This window comes from Holospora undulata HU1 (assembly GCF_000388175.3).
GTDB classification, from domain to species: domain Bacteria; phylum Pseudomonadota; class Alphaproteobacteria; order Holosporales; family Holosporaceae; genus Holospora; species Holospora undulata_A.
In genome coordinates, this window is record NZ_ARPM03000055.1 from 1 (window position 1) to 1,571 (window position 1,571).

General features: G+C 36.0%; 1 protein-coding gene and 1 pseudogene. Both read left to right on the forward strand.

The features are described from left to right. Positions 1 to 323 precede the first annotated feature (323 nt). Positions 324 to 1,037 carry an HAD family hydrolase gene (locus K737_RS06640; RefSeq protein WP_006291101.1) on the forward strand — a complete coding sequence of 238 codons (714 nt, stop codon included), beginning with the start codon at positions 324 to 326 and terminating at the stop codon, positions 1,035 to 1,037. A gap of 159 nt (positions 1,038 to 1,196) precedes the next feature. Continuing rightward, positions 1,197 to 1,425 (forward strand): annotated as a pseudogene (locus K737_RS07250) (helix-turn-helix domain-containing protein). The last annotated feature ends 146 nt before the right edge of the window (positions 1,426 to 1,571 follow it).

Here is a 1,571-nt window from a genome sequence, read left to right on the forward strand (position 1 = left end):
AGCTTGGATTTTATTGAAGGTGGAGCGTTCATCTTGTGGATCAGCGCAGGATGCTGAACCTTTCGCTGATCGATCATACTAAGTACGAAGGTTCATTTGCATTAAACATTGTTGTTTATTTTTAATAAAATAGCCTCTCTTTCGGATCTTTTAAAGACCCTTCAAAAAAGTGAGGGGGAGTATGATTGAAAGTACTAAATTAGGGCTATTGATAAGATCTAGATAGCTATTTCTTATCCGTTATCCAATCAATGCGCTTAAAGATTGTTTGGATAACGAAATTTTGCTATAATTAAGGGCTGGGAAAATGTTACTAACGCGCCATGAACTTTCAAGAAGACTCTCTTAGCTGTGTGCGCTGGATATTGCTAGACTTTGATAATACTTTGATGGGCACAGAACGCCTTACCGTTCCTCTTTTGATCCGTCGTTTTAACGAACAGTACAAAGATAAGATTTCTTTTCCGTTGACAATTGAATGTTTTGAAACGCACTTTCAAGGAAAAACTCGTGAATCTCTTTGTGATCATTTATCAAATTATTTTAAAATCAAGGTAGACTGTGAGGTGTTGTACTATGAAAGAGAAATAGAAATAGCAAGATCTTTTCAAGAAAATTTAGTTGAAATGGCTTTTTATGTTATTGAAGCGTTAACTATTGTTCGTCAACGATACAAGCTAGCTTTGGTAACAAATAGTCCGTTACAGCGAGTTTTTTCAGCAATGCGTTGGGCAAAAAATGGGCGGGGAAAAAATCTAGCTAAAATTTTCGAAACTTCATTTTTTGAGTCTGGAAATTCTCCTAAACCTTTACCCAATGTATATTTTTTTGCTATGAATCAGTTACGCGTTTTGCCTGTGCATTGCATTGCAGTGGAAGACAGTGTTGCTGGCGCCGCTGCCTCTATTCGTTCTGGAATTAAAACTTTTGGATATACGGGGTTTTCTTATAACCGTCTTTGCAGTGAAGAGCGATTAAAAGCTGCTGGAGTTGTGCAATGTTTTGATGATTGGAGACAATTTGTACATTTAATCTAAACCAGCCAAAATACTAAACTGACACAGCAAAAACATGTAAATAAAGAAAATCCATGAGAAAAGGCTTGAAAAAATAAGCTTTTAACTAAAGATACTTTTTGTTAAGATTAGTAAAGGAATTCTTTTAAAAGTCTCTAAAAAAGATTGTATGTAAATTTTGTGAATGTTCTGATTGCTTTAAAAGTGGTTTTGTTCGAGGGGGTCAGCGGTACAAATGTAAAAAATGTGGAAAAAATTTCATGCAAGCTCAGGTGTTCCCGAGAAAGACAAGCTCAAAGCCCCTGTTTTATACGCAAGCGGTCTTTTAATGAACCGAATTGCTCAGCGTTTTGGTGTCAGCGCGACCGCAGTTTTAAAGTGGGGGCGCACCTTAGGATCAAATCTATAGTAATTTAGGTTGAATTAGATATTTTAAAGAAGCACGAAATAGCGTCGAATAGAGCATTAAAATTTAGTATATTGTCCACCTCTTCATATTAGCCCAGAATTTCTCTATTGGATTCAAATCACGAAGAGTAAGGAGGTAGAAAAATT

What these genes read in the sequence shown, in the direction of transcription:
- K737_RS06640 (WP_006291101.1), top strand. Translation starts at nt 324, where the DNA reads ATGAACTTTCAAGAAGACTCTCTTAGCTGTGTGCGCTGGATATTGCTA.